This is a genomic window from Methylocapsa aurea, from assembly GCF_000746085.1.
GTDB lineage: Bacteria > Pseudomonadota > Alphaproteobacteria > Rhizobiales > Beijerinckiaceae > Methylocapsa > Methylocapsa aurea.
Window position 1 is genome coordinate 145592 of the sequence record NZ_JQKO01000001.1, and the last position, 16974, is coordinate 162565.

Below are 16974 nucleotides of genomic sequence, written 5' to 3' on the forward strand. Positions count from 1 at the left end.
CTTCTGTTCCTTCAAGGCGGAGGCGCGCCAATAGGCCGTCTTTCTGGAGCCGCCCGCCGCTCTCGCCCATTTTGAAACGACACAAAATCTCTCAGGTTCGACAGGAGCCGCCTTGACCAGCTCGAATCAGAAGCCGCCGGGGAAAGCCGAGGCGCCGCAGGAGCCTTTCAAGCGCGCGGTGGCTGGTTGCATGCGCGCGCTGTCGCGGATGCCGCAACTCGAGGTTTCCTTCGCCCCTGAGAGGCCAAGCCTGATTCAGACCGGAGCTGGCGCAAAGGTCCGGTTGCCCGAGCCCGGGCGCAGGCTCGACCCGCGGGAGGCGGCGATTTTGCGCGGCCATGCCGATTCGATGGCGCTGCGTCTGACTTGTCACAGTAGCGACGTTCATCGCCGCCTGACGCCGCAAACAGCCGCCGCGCGCGCGGCCTTCGACGCGGTCGAACAGGCGCGGGTCGAGGCGATCGGGTCGCGCCGGATGCAGGGCGTCGCCGCCAATCTCGATGCGATGCTCGACGATCGGTTTCAGCGCGCCCGTTATGCCGACATCGCGGTCAGGGCCGATGCGCCGCTCGAGGATGCGCTCGCCATGATCGTGCGCGAGCGCTTGACAGGGCTGAAGCCGCCCAGGAGCGCGCAGCGGATCGTCGATCTCTGGCGTCCGTGGGTCGAAGAGCGGGCGGGAGCCGATCTCGACACGCTTGGCGCGTCTATCGAGGACCAGCGGGCCTTCGCCCTCTCCGTGCATAAGCTCTTGACCGCGCTTGAAATGCTTGAGGAAGGCAGTCTCGACAGCCACCCGGAAGAGGAAGAAAGCAGCGTCGACGAGCCCGACGAGGGCGATGCGAGCCAGGACCAGGACGGCGCCGAGGATCAGGCCGGCGACGCGCGGGAGATGGAAAAATCGGATGCTTCCATGGAGGCCATGGAAGATAGCGACATGGACTCCGAGGATGCGCCTACCGGCGAATTCGAGGATGAGGCTGAATTTTCCGACAGCGAGCAGGCGGCCGATCCGCGCCGTCCGCCCGCCGCCGCGCGCGCCGAACAGCGCGGCGTCGATTACAAAGCCTTCACCAGGAAATACGACGAAATCGTCGCCGCCGAAGACCTCTGCGATCCGGAGGAACTCGAACGGCTGCGCGCCTACCTCGACAAGCAATTGCACAATCTTTCTTCGATTGTGGCGCGGCTGGCCAATCGCCTGCAGCGCCGCCTGATGGCGCAGCAGAGCCGGTCCTGGGAGTTTGATCTCGAAGAAGGGATGCTCGATCCCGCCCGTCTGCCGCGCATCATCATCGATCCGCAACAGCCGCTTTCGTTCAAGCGTGAAAAGGACACCGATTTCCGCGACACCGTTGTTTCGCTGCTCATCGACAATTCCGGCTCGATGCGTGGGCGCCCGATTACGGTCGCCGCCACCTGCGCCGATATTCTCGCCCGGACGCTTGAGCGCTGCGGCGTCAAAGTCGAGATTTTAGGGTTCACCACAAGAGCTTGGAAAGGCGGCCAATCGCGCGAGGCTTGGCTGCAGGCGAATAAGCCGGCGGCGCCGGGACGGCTCAACGATCTGCGCCACATCATCTATAAGTCGGCGGATGCGCCCTGGCGCCGCGCGCGCAAACATCTTGGTTTGATGATGCGCGAGGGACTGTTGAAGGAAAACATCGATGGCGAGGCCCTCGACTGGGCGCATAAGCGTCTGCTCGCGCGGCCGGAGCAGCGGCGCATCTTGATGATGATTTCAGATGGCGCGCCGGTCGATGATTCGACGCTTTCGGTCAATCCCGGCAATTATCTTGAAAAGCATTTGCGCTTCATGATCGAGGAGATCGAGACGCGCTCGCCGGTCGAGCTCATCGCGATCGGGATCGGCCATGACGTGACGCGCTATTATCGCCGCGCGGTGACGATTGTCGACGCCGAGGAGCTTGGCGGCGCAATGACAGAAAAACTCGCCGAACTTTTCAGCGAAACCGCGTCGCCAAAACATGCCTCAAGCCAAAGCCGTCCGAGTGCAGCCAAGGGAGCGGCGGCGCGAGGGACGCTGCATTGATTTATTAGAGCATTTTCGAGCGAAGGATACCGGTTCGCGTTAAGAAAATGCGACAAAACAAAGACCTAGAGCTGCTTTCTGATTCCGCCGAAACAGAAAGCAGCTCTAGGTTTGTCTGCGAATCGCCAGAACCGCGTTCAGGAAATGCGCGCCGCTATGCGGAGCGCATGAATTTCACGTATCGAAACCTGTGGGCGCACGGACGACGGGCAAGACATTTTTGTCTCCTGCCGAAGCTCCGCCGAAAGAACCGCCGCCAAAGGCGCGCTATTCCAGGTAGCCATATTTGGAATAATATTTCCGGTAGTAATGATTGCCATGATAGCGCTCATAACGGCTCTGCGCGGACGTATCCACCTTGTTCAGGACGACGCCGAGCAGCCGATCATAGACGGCTTGCGCCTCGGACAGGCCGCGCTCGATCACCTCGATCTTCGTCTTGCCCCACTCGATGACATAGACATAGGTGTCGATGATGTGACCGGTGGTGCGCACGTCGACAATCGGGGCGACAGGCGACAGGTCCACGATAATATAGTCATATTTGACGCGGAGGGCGTCGATAACCTTTTTCATCGCGGCCGAGGCGAGAATTTCATTGGTGTGAGGCAGTTTCGCGGTCGCGCCCGCGGCCAGAAAATCCAATCTCGTCGATGGGATCGTCGTGATGGCGGCGTCAAGCGAAATGTTGGAGATCACGACGTCAATCAAACCGGGAAGGTCCGGAGCCAGCCAATGCGAAAGCGTCGGGCTGCGCAAATCGGCGTCAACCAGCACGACATTGCCTCCGGCATCGGCGATGAGATGGGCGAGATTGGCGGCGATGGTGGACTTGCCTTCGTTGGGCAAAGTAGAGGTCAGTCCGATGACTTTGTGGGATTTCAGCACGCCGCTGAGGTCGGCCGCAATCTTCACGGACCGGATGGCCTCCGCGTAACGCGAAAATGGAGCGTCGACGACGTAGCGCAGGAAATCCTGGCTGCCGGCCGGCTTCAGCAAGGCTGCGGCGGCTCCACCGCCCCTGCCTTCGGATCGCGGCGCCGCGTCCTTCTTTGAGCGGCCGGCGTCCGAATAGCGCGACAACGGGGCGTCGATCAGATTGCCAAGAAAATCCTGCCCCCCCGGCCGTTTTCGCGGCGGCGGGGCGCCGTCGACTTCATCGCCTTTGCCGTCCGGCCGCGGCGAGGCGATTTTCAGGGCCGGCGCCATGGCCAGACAATTGACGTGGAGAATATCTTCGACCTGATCGGTCGTGCGCAGGACGCCGTCCGATGCTTCACGAAGGTAAGCAAAGCCAAAGCTCAGCAACCCGCCCCCGGCCAGGGCCATCAACAAGGTCATCGCCGTCTTGGGAGAACTCTTGATCATCGGCGGGACAGCAGGACTGATCATCCGCGTTTCACTGATCGGGACGGAGTCTTGCTGCTGGACGGCCTCCATGTAACGCTGAAGGAAATTGTCATAGAGCGTGCGCGCCGAATCGGCGTTGCTCTTTAATTCTCGCAACTGAATCTGAGCCTGGTCCGAGGTTTGCGTTTCAGTTACGACATTGGCGAGACTTTTTCTGAGGGCGTTTTCCCGCGTCCGAGCAATTTCGTAATCGCTCTTATAACTCTCCGCTATTTTGCGCATTTGGTCATTGATGCTGCGCCGAAGCTCCTGCATTTGCGTGCGCAAATTGATTGTCGCCAAGTGGTTGGCGCCATATCTCTGCGCGTAAATAGCTTCGCGTTGAGCATAGTCGAGATACTGACCGCGCAGCTTTATAATCACTTCGCTTTTCAATGCATCCGCTACGGACGCATCCGCGACATCTTGCGTCATCACCGCATTGATCCGCTCGACCCGCGCCTTTGCTTCCGCAGTCGCCGCGCTGGCGAGGATCAGCTGGCTATTCACTTCGGCGAGCTGCTGTTCGCCGATGAGCTTGCCGCCAGCTTCAACGATATTGTTCTTTTCTTTGAAATCGACGACGGCGCGTTCGGTCGCCGTTGCCTGGGCGCGCAACTCCTTGATGCGCTCCAGCAGCCAGACGCCAGCGCGCCGAGCCGCCTGATATTTGGCGTCCAGCTGATCGTCGACATAAGCCGAGACGATCGCGTTAACGATTTGCGCGGCCTTATTGGGGTCAAGCGAGGTGAAGCCAATTTCAATCACATAGGTCAAACCCTGCCGGCTGACGGTTCGGTGACTGTTAAAATAACCCAGGGCGGCCAGCTCGCGGTCGGCTTCGGTCGGAGGCGGCTCGGGCTTCGAGAACCCCCCAAGGAGGCCGCGAATGGCGCTCATCAGGCCCTTGCTGGGTCCGACGAATTCCGGATCATCGGAGAGATGGAGCTTTCTGATGACAGCCAGGCCAATGTTGTCCGACTTCAGGACTTCGACTTGCGTCTGCACGGTCGAAGCGTCGATCTGAATGTCGCCCAAGACCGATTGCTGCTGGAGGACCTGAACCTTGCGGGTGTCGATAACCATCGCCCCGTCCGCGGTGAATAGCGGCGGGGTGTTAAAAAGATAAAGGACCGCTAGCGCAATGCTGCAAAGCATAATGACGGATATTATAGGTAATTGTCGCCTCACAATCTTGATGCTGCTGTTAAGTGCATCGATAAGCGGCGCGGCCGGCTTTTGTGAATCCCGGCCCGGAAGCGGCGGCCGCTTGTTAATCTGCAGCATCTTGTTCAACTCACTGTCGCTCAATCGGATATTTTCGGTCGCTTTATCGGAAAGTTTGATCCAAATATCATATTTACGTTTTTCGCATCAAGACGCACTTAGGTTATATATCTGAGAACGGATCCTAAGAAAAAGCGGCGCAAACCCGTTGCGCAATGTGTCGTCCACGAGGCGAACGCCGTCGCATGGAAGGGAAAGCGGCGTCGGCAAGCCTCCTCGGCAATTCAGGGCTTCATGGGTTGATATAGCTTCTATTATCCGACAATCCTTAAATTTACAATCGAAAATGGAAACATTTATATCGTCATTTGGTTATATATATACGGACAAATGCAGAGGTTAATATTATTATAGGCTATAATTCCTTAATTTATAAAAATATAAAATTAAGCTAGCAATACATATAAGAAATAAAATTGACATTTCTGAGACAAAAAGATATATTTTTGAAAATTGTATTTAAGCCTACCCTTAAAAAATAAGACTTATGGGTCGATCTGTTGAATATCTAACTTAGATCTACTTATAACATAGTCAAAGGAGAGTTGTAGGCGAAAAGGGTTGGGCAAAACGGGCCCGGAAACTCCCTCTGAACGGTCTCCAAGATCTGGAGCCTATAGGAACCACGCCCGTTAATTCGCGCCGCTCATAAGTCAGTTGCGGTTTGTGTTTGCATCCATTGTGCGCTGCGTCCAAAGAGACTTCGCCGGCATAGCGCGACGGCTCTTCGAGAGGGCAATCCCGGCGGACGCGCCGCCAGCGGTAAACGCGCGTTTCTCTACAACTAATCAGGTTTGACGCCAGCAATCAAGATTGATGCCAGAGGGCGATCCGAAAGCCATACCTGGCTCGGGCCTGTTGCAAAAGCCCCTTTTTTTCATTCGCTCTGGGTCGGGAACATGCGGAACCCGATGGGGCACAAAAGGGGAGGGGACGCAGGTCTCGTCATCGCCGGAGGGCGGCCAACGATTGTGAGATCAATATCTCGCGGTCACAGGGGTGCCGCAGATCCAGACTTCCTCCAACCGCGGGCCGTCCGGCGTGTCGACATAATGGATATCGTAGCATTCAACGGGAGGCCGACGATAGACGTATCCGTAAGGATAGGGATGGCCGAAAAAGGGCAAACCGTCTACGCTTCCCAGCGATCCGGCGCTGACGGAGCCGGGCAGGGCCATCGCGCCAAAGAAAGCGCCGATGATGGCCGCGGCGGTTCTGCTGGAGATCATCTTGGTCCTCCGTCGTCCGGGAATGAGGGTTAGGTTCACTCTATGACATGGCCGGTGGTGGCCGGCAAGCGCATCCGCGGCGCGGGCCAAAACGGGCGTTTACTGTGGCCAAAACGACGCACCGATTTGCGGCTTCTCCGCCGCAGATTTGTCAGCGGTCGATGACGGTCTTATCGACTGGGAAAAGAACGCCCCGACCGCGATAGATAGCCGAGCAAGGCTCAGCTCCGACTCGCGATCAAAAGCTCGGCGCCGGTGATCGCGCTGGCGTCGTCGGAGAGTAGAAACAGAATCGTTCGCGCAATTTGGTCTGGCTGCGCCCAGCGCGTGAAGTCCGCGTTCGGCATGTCCTTTCGGTTGCGCGGCGTATCGATGATCGTTGGCAGGATTGCATTGACCCGGACACCAGCGTCCTTGAGTTCTTCCGCGGCGCTTTCCGTGAGCCGGAGCACGCCTGACTTGGAAGCGGCGTAAGCGCCCATTCCGGCCTTGGCGTCTTGCGCCGCCGCGGCGGCGACGTTGACGATTGCGCCCCGCGCCGCGCGCAAGAAGGGAAGCCCTGCCTTCATCGTTGTCGCGGCGGTCAAGACATTCATGCGAAAGAGGTCGGGCCAGACAGCGAGGTCGCCGCCCTCAAGCGTCTGCCATCGGAAGCCGCCGGCGATATTGGCGAGGCCGTCGATCTTGTTCCAACGCGCGGCGACGGCCTCGAAGGCGCGCGTTGTCGGCGCGAGATCCTCCAGATCGACGCCGCCAATCGCCATGAGCCGGTCATGCGGCGCGATCTCCTCCGGTCGGCCGTGGCCGATGAGCGCCACACAGGCCCCGGCCTCGATCGCGGCCTGTCCGACCGCGCGTCCGAGTACGCCAAAGCCGCCCGACACGATGATGACTTTATCCTTCATTCTTCCCGCCATCGCTTGGCTCATTCCTACTGAGTGACGCGGCCTTTGGCATAGGCCTGGGAGCCGCGCGATAAGACCACATCGCCGGGCTCGATGCCCGAGATTGCGATGTCGGCCTGGCCGGCGAGCTGGGCATAAAGCGGACCGAAGTCCGTCTTGATGGTCGCGTCGAGGAGATCTTGCAGCGAAGGGATGACGAAGTAGATCTGCTGAAAATCGTCGATGCGGTAGGGCGTGCGCATAACCCGCTCCAGATTGAAGCGGATGCGATGAGGCGATGCCGACTCGAGCGCGAAGATCGACTCGCTCCTGGAGGAGACGATTCCCGCGCCATAAATCCTCAGCCCGGCGGGCGTCTCCAAAAGGCCGAACTCGACAGTGTACCAATAGAGCCGCGCCAGATTATGCAGGCGTCCCAGTTTGAGCGCGCGAAGCCCGCCCTGGCCATAGGCCTGCATGTAATCGGCGAAGACCGGGTCGGTCAGGAGAGGAACATGCCCGAACACATCGTGGAAAATGTCCGGCTCCTGCAAATAGTCGAGCTGATCCGCGCGCCGGATGAAATTGGCCGCGGGAAAGCGTCGGTTGGCGAGGTGATCGAAGAACACGTCGTCCGGCACAAGGCTTGGAACAGCGACGATGCGCCAACTTGTGAGCGCGCAAAGCCGTCGGTTCAGCCGTTCAAAATCCGGGATGCCTTCGCCGTGAAGATCGAGCGCGTGGAGCCCCTGCAAAAACGCATCGCATGCGCGTCCCGGCAGGATCGTGGCCTGACGGTCGTAAAGCGCGATCCAGACGTCATGCTCGGCCTTCGAATAGGATTCGAACCCTTGTGGAATTGTCCAGTCCGGATTGGCGCCCTCTGGCGGACGATGCGTTGTGTCAAGGAGGTCCATGGCCTCGATCCTTGCTCCGGGTGACGGCGTCCCGGTCCGCGCTTCGCGCCGCCCCCTTTGTTCCGGTCGGCAACGCGTCGTCTTCGATCTCCTTCTTAGAATGCCCTGCGTTTCTTGCTTTCGTAATGCGCAACTCGGGGTGCTGCCATACAAACTTTTTCGCAGCGCGTCCCGTGCATCGCTCGGACAAATCCGGGCCCCAGCGCGTCGCGCCAGAGCCCGGCGCATGCAAACTAGTGCAATGTCTTCATCCAGTCGTCGATGTCTTTCTTGACAACGTCCTTAGCGACGCCGTAGCGCTCCTGGATCTTGCCTTCGAGCTGCTCGCGCCGACCTTCGATTTTGTCGAGATCATCATCGGTAAGATCGCCCCACTTCTCCTTGATCTTCCCTTTGATTTGCTTCCAGTTTCCTTCGATGCGGCTCCAGTCCATTTCTATCTCCATCCATAGTCGCAGCTGCCGCTGCAGTGACCTAGGAATGTCGATGGGAGCCATTGGTTCCACCCTGGACAGCTCCCCGTGACGGCAAGCCTTACTGGGCCTCATGCGCCATCCCTGGGTTCAGTGGAGGCATGACGGATTTGCTGCCTGCGCGGCTCCGACAAATCGGCGGCTCTCGCGCTTATAGATGTGGGTGCAGGCCACTACATCAAAGGAGCGGACGGATAAGCGCCATTCATGCTTCGGACGAAACGTTCGGCATGAAGCTGAACGCGCGGCCGCGAATCGCCTAGACAGTCACGCCATCAGCCTAGGATGGGCCGCGCTGCAAAATACGGGCGGGGGGTGGTGGAGCCAGGCGGAATCGAACCGCCGACCTCTTCAATGCCATTGAAGCGCTCTCCCAACTGAGCTATGACCCCTAATTATTTCGAAATTCGCAACGGTCCGGCTGGGCTCGGACCCTGGCCCCAAAAGGACCTTCCCGCCGGATAGAACGACGGGAGACGCGGCGGCTGTATAACCTCAACCACCGCGCTTCACAAGCTAAACATCAGCGTTCCTCGTCATCTTCTATGTCGCTGTCGATCAGGTCGACGACATCGTCGCCGTCTTCCTCCTCTTCCTCGAGGAATGTATCGTCGGCGACCTCGATCTCGACGTCATCATCCGCCACCGCCGCGATTTTGTCCTCGCCGACATCGGCGTCCTCAAGCGAAACCAGTTCGGCTCCCGGCGCGATTTCAACGTCTTCATCGTCGGCCGCAGCGGCGCGCTGGGCCGCGCGGGAGAGCGGCGCGGCGTGAAAAACCGTTCCGCACTTCGGACATGTGATCGGACTTTTATTGAGATCGAAGAATCGCGCGCCGCAATGCTGACATTGGTGCTTATTGCCGAGCTCTGGTTTCGCCACAGACCTACCTCTTCAAGGGACGGCGACTTTCTGGCCGCGGGCCGCCGCCGCAAAGTTTTTGTCCGGTTAGTGGTGCGAAGCCCGCCTGTCAAATGGAAGTTGAACGGAGCTGCGCTTTGATGACAGGGGAGGGGCGGGCGTGTTACCAGCGCTGCGGACGCGCATCGCAAACTTTAAGAGATTTTCTTGTCCTCACGCGAATATTCTTCAGGAGAGACTTTGATGGAGGCTGGAGCGAATCAGCTCTCGGCCCACAGGAGCGGACCCTTGCGGGGCCGCCTCAAGCCTCCCGGCGACAAATCGATTTCGCATCGGGCCTTGATTCTCGGGCTCCTGAGCGTCGGCGAAACCAAAATCGAGGGCTTGCTCGAAGGCGATGACGTCTTGCGCACGGCCGCCGTCTGCCGGGCGCTCGGCGCTGGGGTGGAGCGGCGTGGAGATGGGAGCTGGCAGGTGCGCGGCTGCGGAATCGGCTCGCTGCTGGCGCCGCGCGAACCGCTCGACTTCGGCAATTCCGGGACTGGGATGCGCTTGATGATGGGCGTTGTCGGCGGCCATGCGATCGTCGCCGCATTCGATGGCGACGCCTCTTTGCGCAAACGGCCGATGCGGCGGATTCTCGATCCCCTTGCTTTGATGGGGGCCGAGGTCCTGTCCGAGGCGACGGGCGGTTGCTGCCCAATTGTGCTGAAGGGGACCAGCGAACCGATTCCGATTGAATATTATCCGCCGGTCGCCTCGGCGCAGATCAAATCTGCGGTGCTGCTCGCCGGCCTCAATTCGCCTGGCCGCACAAGCGTGATCGAGGCCGAGGCCAGCCGCGACCATACCGAAAAAATGCTCAAGCATTTCGGCGCTTCGATCAGCGTCGAGGCCTTCGGCCCTCACGGTCGCAAAATCACTCTCGACGGGCGGCCGGAACTGCATCCGGCGCCGGTGATCGTTCCCGCCGATCCGTCTTCCGCCGCCTTTCCCTTGGTCGCGGCGACGATTGCGCCAGGCTCCGACATCATCATTGAAGCGATGATGATGAATCCCTTGCGCGCGGGGCTTCTCGCCACCCTGCTTGAGATGGGCGCCGACATTGAAATCCTCGATCGCCGCGAAGAGGGCGGCGAGGAGGTCGCGGATCTTCGGGTGCGCGCGGCCGCGCTCAAGGGCGTCGATGCGCCGGCCTCCCGCGCGCCCTCGATGATCGATGAATATCCGATCCTGGCGGTCGCCGCCGCCTTTGCATCGGGGCAAACGCGCCTGCGCGGCCTCCAGGAATTGCGGGTCAAGGAGTCCGACCGGCTCGAAGCCGTCGCCGCGGGGTTGCGCGCGGCGGGGGTCGATTGTCAAATTGTCGGCGACGATTTGATTGTCGAAGGCCGGAGCGGCGATGTTCCGGGAGGCGGCTTGGTCAAGACCCATCTTGATCATCGCATCGCGATGAGCTTTCTGTGCATGGGCCTTGCCTCGCGCGCGCCGATGGCGATCGATGACGCGCGCATGATCGCAACGAGTTTTCCAGCATTCAAGACCCTGATGGAGCGCCTGGGGGCGCAGTTCGCATGATCATCGCGATCGATGGCCCCGCCGCATCAGGCAAAGGCACCCTGGCGCGCCGTCTCGCCCGTCACTTGAATCTTCCGCATCTCGACACCGGACTGCTATATCGGGCGACGGCGCGGGCCTTGCTCGATCAGGGTCATGACCTTTTCGACCGCGCCGCCGCGATATCGGCCGCGCGCGGCTTGGCGCTGACCGATTTCGATGAAGACTCGCTGCGCGGCCGCGACATGGCCGAGGCGGCCTCCGTCGTCGCCGCTATCCCAGAGGTGCGCGCGGCGCTGGTCGAAATTCAGCGCGATTTCGCCCACCGGCAGGGCGGCGCGGTGCTGGACGGGCGCGATATCGGCACGGTGATCTGTCCCGATGCGCGGCCCAAGATATTTGTCACCGCGAGCGTCGAGGCGCGGGCGACGCGCCGCGCGCTTGAACTGAAAGGCCGCGGCGAGAAGGTCGATTACGCCGCCGTGCTCGACGATATTCGCAAGCGCGACGCGCGCGACAGCGGCCGCGCCGCCGCGCCGCTGAAGGTGGCGGCGGACGCCATCGTGCTCGATACGACGAAGCTCGATGTCGAGGCGGCGTTCGAGGCCGCTCTGGCGATCGTCGAAACTTGCGCGGGCGGCGAAACACTGGCCGCGCAACGCGCAGGTTAAGGCGTCACACGACCCGCGAAGATTAAGCATGACAGAGAATATCGGTTCGATTTGGCTGTGTAACGCAAGGTTCGGCGGCGCGAGCAATTAGCAAAGGAAGCCATTTCGGCATGGTCGCGACGCCTGACCTTCCCCAAGGGCAACCCGGCTTTGCCTCGGATCAAGGCGACAGCTTTTATGTCGCTCCAGCGGCGGGACGAAACGCTTCCGCAAAGTCCATTGCGCGCTTTCCGAATTTGTTGGTCGGGATCTCGCTGCTGCTGCACATTTGCCTATTGTCCGCGCTCGTTCTTTTTGAGCGAGCCCCCGAGCAAATCCGATTGCCGGCCGAAATTCCGGTCGAGCTTGTGACCGAGCCTGCACCTCCCCGAAAGGAGGCGGCGCCGGAGGGCAAGGCCGCGGAAAACGCGCCGGCGCCGCTCCAGGGGGAGAAGCGGGAGGCGCGGCAAGATCCGCCTGAGCCTCCGCCACAGGACTCGGAGCGCAAGCCAGCTGCCCAAGCCAAGCCAGCCGAGCGCCCGGCGCCGCCAAGCGAGAAGCGCGAAGCTCGGCCAAATCCAACGAAGGTTCCGACCAAGACGGCTGAGCGCAAGGCCGTCGCCGAACCTAAGCCCGTCTTTGACAAGTCCGATTCTGGATCAAGGCGCGGCTCCGAGCCAAGGCCAGCCGAACGATCGGCGGCGGCGTCGCGCGGGGAGCCCAAGCCGGGCGCGCAGGGGCCCGTTTCGTCGGATTTGCCGGCGCGCGCCGCTGACGGCGCGACGCGATTGGCGGCGCAAGCCGGGCTTTCGGTCCCAATGGATTTGGGACCGCCGATTTTTCGCGCCGTCGCAATGCCTTTGCCGGTTGAGGGCGGCGACGAGCCGGTCAACTATAAATTGCTTGTTTTCGGCATGCTGGAGCGGGCGAAACATTATCCGGAGGACGCGATCAAGCGTGGCGCACGCGGCGTCGCGACCATCTTATTTTCTCTCGACGATGCCGGCGAGGTCGTTAGCGCTTCGCTGCTCCGCTCGAGCGGCGAAGCCGATCTCGATGCGGAAGGCGTGGCGTTGGTCGCGCGCGCCGCGCCCTTCCCAGCGCCTCCCCCCGGCGCGCAACGGAGTTTCGCCGCCGATATTTTCTTTGGCATGGGACAGTAGTCGGGGCTTTGGCCTGAAGCGGAGCCGGCCAAAGCCCCTTGCCCTTGCCTCAGAAGGAAACCTTGGCGGTCAATACGGCGGAGCGGCCCGGCCCGGGAATGGCCGCCCCGAAGCCAGTGATCGTCTCGAAGTTTTTCGTATCCGCGAGGTTGTAGATATTTGCCTGCACGGAGAATGTATCGTCGATCTTGTAATTGCCCAGCAAGTCGAAGCGCCAATAACCGGGAACGCGGCCGATATCGGTAGCCGTCGTAAAGCGCGAGCCAACATAGTAGATGCTGCCGCCAACGGTCAGAGCCGGAGTGATCGCATAGGTGTTGGTCACCGCGAATGTATTATGCGGGACATTTGCAAGCTGATTGCCGGGATTGTTGAGGAAGAAGCCTGTTGGGTTCAAGGCGCTGGAGACCACGCGGCCATCCATATAGGTATAGCCGCCGAATATGCTCCAGGCCTCGGTCACCTTGCCAGCAACCCCGATTTCGCCGCCCCTCACCCGCGTCGTGCCGACTTGAGCATAAAGGCCGGCCGCCGAATTGACGGTCTCAATCGCGTTTTGCTGGGTGATTTGGAACAGAGCGGCGGTTAGGCTGAGACGGCTCTCCAAGAGATCGACCTTGGCGCCTAATTCGAGGTTCTCGCTCGTCGTCGGCGCAAGATTTTGCTGGCCGCCCACGATGGTCAGGAACGAGCTGGAGGGATCGAACGATGTTCCATACATCAGATAGACGCTGCTGTTCTGGGTTGGATGAGCGACGCCGCCGGTGCGCCAGCTCAAGAATTTTACATTATTGCTGATGTTGAAGGGCGTCGTCGCGTTGAACTGGCCGACGACGGCCCTGGTCAATGTGTTCTCGGTCGCGCTGTATTGCCAGACCTTGAACAAGTCGTAACGCAGCCCGCCGAGCAGTTCGAAATATTCGTTTATCTTAACCTGATCGCTCGCATAAATGCCGATGGTGCGGCCAATGTCGTCTTGCAAGGTGCTGTTTGTCGGCAAAAGTCCTGGGTTGAACGGATAGGGATTGGGAGATCCGATGTCGACCCGATCGCCTGGAGTCAGCGTGGTTCGGAAATGACTCCGGGTTTCCTGCGAGAGCTCGACGCCGGCGAGCAGCGTATGGCGCAAGAAGCCAGTGTCGAAATGGCCGACGAGATCGGATTGGTTGGTCAGAAGCGAGTTGTTGGTGCTATTTTGGAAATTGTTCCGGTTCTGAACCCAAAGGCCGCCGACGGGATAGAAATACGGGACTGGATTGAGCAGATTGCCGCCGACAGGGGCGTTGTAGATGTTGGGAGCCGTCGTCCCGAGCTGGTTGCCGACCTGCACGCCGCGAACCCGCACGAACCGGTCGATATAGGAATAGCGGGTCACATTGGAGATCTGCCAGTCCGGGTTGAACTTATGATCTATCCTGGCCGTGATGATATGCGCATCGACTTGTTCGGTATCCGAAAAGCCGTTGGTCAACCGGCCATAGAAAGTGTTCTTGGGAACCGGCGCCGGCTGTCCGTAGGATGTTCCGAAATATGAACCCGGCAGCAGCGGAATCCCGTAGTCGGGGATATTATTGTCCTGCTGAAAGATATAGCTCAGCGTGACCTTCGTCGCGTCGGTCATGTTCATGATGATCGAGGGCGCGACGCCGATCCTCTTGGTGTTGACATGATCGCGGCCGGCGACATTGGTGTCATTGCCGAGGAGCACGATGCGGGCCGCTGAATCGCCGAAGGTCCGATTGAAATCCGCCGTGACCCGTCCGCCAGGCGCGGTATAGCCCGACATTTCGACCCGGCTGAAATTCGTGAACATCGGCAATTTGCTGGTGAGGTTGATGACCCCGCCCGTCGAGCCGCGTCCGAACAAGAAGGACGATGGGCCCTTGAGCACTTCCACCTCTTCCACGCTGAAGGTGTCGCGCGTGTACCAGCCTGGATCGCGAACGCCATCGCGATAGAAATCATTGCGCGCGGAATAGCCGCGGATGGCGATATTGTCGCCCTGCGTTCCGCCTTCGCCGCCAAAGAAGGTGACGCCCGGCACGTTGCGCAGCGCCTCGACGACGGTGGTGTCCTTTTGATCCTCGATCAGTTGCTGCGGAACAATGGTGATGCTTTGCGGCGTGTCGAGGATCGAGGTCGGGATGCGGGATAGTTTGAGCTTGCGCGGATTATAGTCGCTGCCGCCTTCTCCTGGGCCGGCGACGTCGACCTGATCGAGGGCGACCGGCTCGGCCTCTTGCGCCAAGGCGGCGTCCGCGAACATGACCGATGCGAGGCCGATGGCGGCTCGCGCCATTGGCGCGCGGGTCTTGGCGCGAATGAATTTCCGGTCGGCGTTGTCAGCGATCTTGCGACCATAGCCAAATATCTCTGTAATGAACTCCCGCGTCATAACGTATTGCCCCCTGCCGCCAACTAGATTAGAATCATTCTAATTCGTTGAATTCAACCAGTTACTATCATGACTCAAGGAGAGCAAGCAAGTGAGCTTTGCAATTCTTTAATTAGAATAGTTATAAACTAAGTTTACCTTGATTTATATTTCAAACCATGTCTAGAAGGCGCTCATCTTCGCTTCTCTCTCGCCTTGTGGTCATGGAATTGATTTCTTCCGGCTGGGTCCGCCGCATGTTTCGCCAAGTCCATCTTTGGATCGGACTGGGTCTTAGCCTCCTCATCGCCGCCATCGCTTTGTCGGGGGCCTTGCTGGTTTTCGGCCCCGAGGTGGATAGGCTGATCGATCCCTCGCGTTACGCAGTCACGGGGGCGGCGGCCGAGCAGGCGGCTGGCGTCTATCTCGGCAATGCGGCCAAGGCTGCTCCCGGAGCGCAGGCGGCCGTGCTGCGCTGGCCCGAGGCGGAGGGCGCGCCGGTCACGGTGCTCTTGCGCGGCGGGGCGGAAACGCCGGCGGCCCCAAGGGATCGTTTGCGCATTGCCTATCTCGATCCGCCGACCGGTCGGGTTTTGGGCCTCGTCGATGCCCGCGCCACTTTAGTCGGCATCGCGCATGCGCTGCACGCCAATCTGCTGGTCCCCCAATTCTCGGGCCGCCAGATTGTTGGGTGGGTGGGCGTCGGCCTCTTGATGATGACCTTGACCGGCCTCTGGCTCTGGTGGCCGCGCAACTCCGGATTTCTCCAGGCGTTGGCATGGCGGCGCGGCGCGACGGCAAGCGTTAACTTGCACAACACGCTGGGAGTCTGGATCGCGTTGCCCTTGGCGGCGATGGCCTTGACCGGCATGTCTTTATGCTTTCCGGAGCAGGCGCGCGGGTTGATCGGCCTTTTCGCCGATCTTGCGCCGCAGGGGCAGCGCCCAGGGGCAGGCCAAGGCCCCGGCGCGGCTCTGATGCTTCGGCCGGCGCAAGATCCGCAGCGGGTCGTCGAGATTGCTTTGCAAAGCGGCCAAGGCCTGCGCCCGGCGGCGCTGTCGGCGCCGACTGACAAGGCCAAGGTCTGGCGGGTTCAACTTTTGACCCAGGAAGGCGAACGCCGCAGCGTGCTGGTCGACGATCAGACGTTGGCGGCGACGCATCCGCCCACAGCCGCGGGCGACGCCTTTGCCGCTTGGTTGCGCCGCGTTCACGAAGCGACCCATCACGGGCCGCTCTGGCAAGCGATCGGCTTTCTTAGCGGGGCATTGCCGGCGGTCCTGCTTGTGACCGGGGTCCTGATGTGGCTGCGGCGCCGGTCGCGGCGCGCCGGAAAGTCCGCCGTCAGCGATGAAAAAATCGCCGCGCCGCTGGGAGTCTGTCGTGATTTATGATCGTCGTCCGTTAGAGCTCATATGATCGTTCATATCCCCAATGTCCTCGACCAGGACCAGCTCGCGCTATGCCGCGAGGCGATGGAGCGCGCTAAGTGGGTCGATGGGCGGGTCACCGCCGGGCACCAATCGGCGCAGGTCAAGAACAACCTGCAATTGCCCGAAGGCGGCGCCGAGCACCGTGAACTCGGCGAGATCGTGATCCGCGCGCTGCAGCGCTGCCCATTGTTTATTTCGGCGGTTCTGCCGCACACGATTTTTCCGCCTTTGTTCAATTGCTACAAAGTCGGAATGGGATTTGGAGCGCATGTCGACAATGCGGTTCGGCAAACCGCCGATGGCGCGATCCGCATTCGCACAGATGTGTCGGCGACCCTGTTCATCAGCGGCCCCGACGATTTCGACGGCGGTGAATTGACCATCGAGGACACTTACGGCAGTCATGAAGTCAAGCTGCCGGCGGGCGATCTCGTCGTCTACCCATCCGACAGCCTGCACCATGTCACGCCGGTGACGCGGGGCGCGCGGCTGGCGTCCTTCTTCTGGATTCAGAGTCTGGTTCGGGATAAGACAAGGCGCGGACTTTTATTTGAGCTCGACGCCGCGATCATGCAATTGACGCGCGATGCGCCGGGGCATCCCGCGTTGGCGTCGCTGACTTCGACCTATCATAATCTGCTGAGACAATGGGTGGAGACATGACGGCGGTTGAATCCCGCCATCTGACGGACGCAGGATTGAT

At 60.5% G+C, this 16974-nt stretch carries 13 protein-coding genes and 1 tRNA gene; 6 read left to right on the forward strand and 8 right to left on the reverse strand.

From position 1 onward, the window contains the following. Nucleotides 1-112 precede the first annotated feature (112 nt). Nucleotides 113-2053: a cobaltochelatase subunit CobT gene (gene cobT, locus DL86_RS00695; RefSeq protein ID WP_036257257.1), complete on the forward strand. Its 1941-nt coding sequence runs from the start codon at nt 113-115 to the stop codon at nt 2051-2053. 267 nt (nt 2054-2320) lie between these two features. Here the strand turns inward: cobT and DL86_RS00700 are convergent, their stop codons facing one another. From DL86_RS00700 to DL86_RS00730, 7 genes are all read right to left on the reverse strand, one after another. Further along, complete coding sequence (locus DL86_RS00700; RefSeq protein ID WP_036257259.1) at nt 2321-4729, reverse strand: polysaccharide biosynthesis tyrosine autokinase; 2409 nt, start codon at nt 4727-4729, stop codon at nt 2321-2323. A 977-nt stretch (nt 4730-5706) separates the two neighbouring features. Further along, a complete protein-coding gene (locus tag DL86_RS00705) occupies nt 5707-5958 on the reverse strand; it encodes a hypothetical protein (protein WP_036257261.1) in 252 nt (83 codons plus the stop codon). A gap of 221 nt (nt 5959-6179) precedes the next feature. Continuing rightward, entirely contained in the window at nt 6180-6863 is a 684-nt protein-coding gene (locus DL86_RS00710) for an SDR family oxidoreductase (protein ID WP_202899140.1), read from the reverse strand. 26 nt (nt 6864-6889) lie between these two features. Further along, the gene (gene phhA / locus DL86_RS00715; RefSeq protein ID WP_036257263.1) at nt 6890-7759 is read right to left on the reverse strand and encodes a phenylalanine 4-monooxygenase; all 870 of its coding nucleotides are present in this window, start codon (nt 7757-7759) and stop codon (nt 6890-6892) included. Nucleotides 7760-7992: 233 nt separating this feature from the next. After that, complete coding sequence (locus tag DL86_RS00720; protein WP_036257935.1) at nt 7993-8193, reverse strand: CsbD family protein; 201 nt, start codon at nt 8191-8193, stop codon at nt 7993-7995. Between the two features lie 355 nt (nt 8194-8548). Further along, nucleotides 8549-8624 (reverse strand) — tRNA-Ala (locus DL86_RS00725). Nucleotides 8625-8755: 131 nt separating this feature from the next. Continuing rightward, the gene (locus DL86_RS00730; RefSeq protein WP_036257265.1) at nt 8756-9115 is read right to left on the reverse strand and encodes a TIGR02300 family protein; all 360 of its coding nucleotides are present in this window, start codon (nt 9113-9115) and stop codon (nt 8756-8758) included. Between the two features lie 222 nt (nt 9116-9337). Between DL86_RS00730 and aroA the strand changes: the two genes are divergently transcribed. From aroA to DL86_RS00745, 3 genes are all read left to right on the forward strand, one after another. Next, complete coding sequence (gene aroA, locus DL86_RS00735; protein ID WP_036257937.1) at nt 9338-10672, forward strand: 3-phosphoshikimate 1-carboxyvinyltransferase; 1335 nt, start codon at nt 9338-9340, stop codon at nt 10670-10672. Continuing rightward, nucleotides 10669-11322 (forward strand): (d)CMP kinase, encoded by a 654-nt coding sequence (gene cmk, locus DL86_RS00740; RefSeq protein ID WP_036257266.1) that lies wholly within the window; start codon nt 10669-10671, stop codon nt 11320-11322. Before aroA ends, cmk begins: the two co-directional genes overlap by 4 nt. A gap of 110 nt (nt 11323-11432) precedes the next feature. Next, a complete protein-coding gene (locus DL86_RS00745; protein WP_036257268.1) occupies nt 11433-12464 on the forward strand; it encodes a TonB family protein in 1032 nt (343 codons plus the stop codon). A 49-nt stretch (nt 12465-12513) separates the two neighbouring features. Here DL86_RS00745 and DL86_RS00750 read toward each other — a convergent pair whose 3' ends face one another. After that, nucleotides 12514-14859 carry a TonB-dependent receptor gene (locus DL86_RS00750; protein ID WP_036257270.1) on the reverse strand — a complete coding sequence of 782 codons (2346 nt, stop codon included), beginning with the start codon at nt 14857-14859 and terminating at the stop codon, nt 12514-12516. Between the two features lie 236 nt (nt 14860-15095). On the opposite strand from DL86_RS00750, the gene DL86_RS00755 reads away from it, so the two are divergent. Together DL86_RS00755 and DL86_RS00760 are read left to right on the forward strand one after the other, a co-directional pair. Continuing rightward, nucleotides 15096-16232: a PepSY-associated TM helix domain-containing protein gene (locus DL86_RS00755; RefSeq protein WP_162180379.1), complete on the forward strand. Its 1137-nt coding sequence runs from the start codon at nt 15096-15098 to the stop codon at nt 16230-16232. Between the two features lie 21 nt (nt 16233-16253). Continuing rightward, nucleotides 16254-16934: a Fe2+-dependent dioxygenase gene (locus tag DL86_RS00760; RefSeq protein WP_036257272.1), complete on the forward strand. Its 681-nt coding sequence runs from the start codon at nt 16254-16256 to the stop codon at nt 16932-16934. Nucleotides 16935-16974 lie beyond the last annotated feature (40 nt).

Bases quoted from the DNA above. Each gene is read 5' to 3' on its own strand.
- DL86_RS00700 (WP_036257259.1), bottom strand. From the start codon at position 4,729: ATGCTGCAGATTAACAAGCGGCCGCCGCTTCCGGGCCGGGATTCACAA.
- DL86_RS00705 (WP_036257261.1), bottom strand. From the start codon at position 5,958: ATGATCTCCAGCAGAACCGCCGCGGCCATCATCGGCGCTTTCTTTGGC.
- DL86_RS00710 (WP_202899140.1), bottom strand. From the start codon at position 6,863: ATGAAGGATAAAGTCATCATCGTGTCGGGCGGCTTTGGCGTACTCGGA.
- phhA (WP_036257263.1), bottom strand. From the start codon at position 7,759: ATGGACCTCCTTGACACAACGCATCGTCCGCCAGAGGGCGCCAATCCG.
- DL86_RS00720 (WP_036257935.1), bottom strand. From the start codon at position 8,193: ATGGACTGGAGCCGCATCGAAGGAAACTGGAAGCAAATCAAAGGGAAG.
- aroA (WP_036257937.1), top strand. From the start codon at position 9,338: ATGGAGGCTGGAGCGAATCAGCTCTCGGCCCACAGGAGCGGACCCTTG.
- cmk (WP_036257266.1), top strand. From the start codon at position 10,669: ATGATCATCGCGATCGATGGCCCCGCCGCATCAGGCAAAGGCACCCTG.
- DL86_RS00745 (WP_036257268.1), top strand. From the start codon at position 11,433: ATGGTCGCGACGCCTGACCTTCCCCAAGGGCAACCCGGCTTTGCCTCG.
- DL86_RS00750 (WP_036257270.1), bottom strand. From the start codon at position 14,859: ATGACGCGGGAGTTCATTACAGAGATATTTGGCTATGGTCGCAAGATC.
- DL86_RS00755 (WP_162180379.1), top strand. From the start codon at position 15,096: ATGTTTCGCCAAGTCCATCTTTGGATCGGACTGGGTCTTAGCCTCCTC.
- DL86_RS00760 (WP_036257272.1), top strand. From the start codon at position 16,254: ATGATCGTTCATATCCCCAATGTCCTCGACCAGGACCAGCTCGCGCTA.